Annotated in this window: 1 protein-coding gene; it reads left to right on the top strand. The window is 60.8% G+C overall.

Translation table 11 applies throughout. The features are described from left to right. A partial coding sequence (locus tag AC5ZG1_RS44330) for a carbohydrate ABC transporter permease (protein WP_496136560.1) occupies positions 1-459 on the top strand: 459 nt, incomplete at both ends.

The raw sequence follows: 459 nt of genomic DNA, 5'->3' as shown, positions 1-459 counted from the left end.
CAATTCGCTGACGGTGACGATCCCGGCAACGATCATCCCGATCCTGATTGCCGCTTTTGCCGCCTATGCTCTGAGCTGGATGGAGTTTCCCGGCCGCGGGCTGCTGATTGCACTCGTCGTCGGCCTCATCGTCGTGCCGCTGCAGATGTCGCTCATCCCGCTGCTTCGCCTCTACAACGAGATCGGCAATATGCTCGGCCAGCCGTCGAAGACCTATCCCGGTATCTGGTTCGCGCACACCGCCTTCGGCATGCCGCTCGCCATCTTTCTCCTGCGGGCCTATATTGCCGGCCTGCCGAAGGAGATCATCGAATCCGCCCGCGTCGACGGCGCAAGCGACTTCGAGATCTTCGTTCGCATCGTTTTGCCCTTGTCCTTCCCGGCACTCGCCTCCTTCGCCATTTTCCAGTTCCTGTGGGTATGGAACGACCTGCTCGTCGCCATGGTCTTCCTTGGCAC

This window comes from Bradyrhizobium sp. Leo78 (genome assembly GCF_059512425.1).
This window is presented reverse-complemented; position numbering and strand designations above follow the sequence as displayed.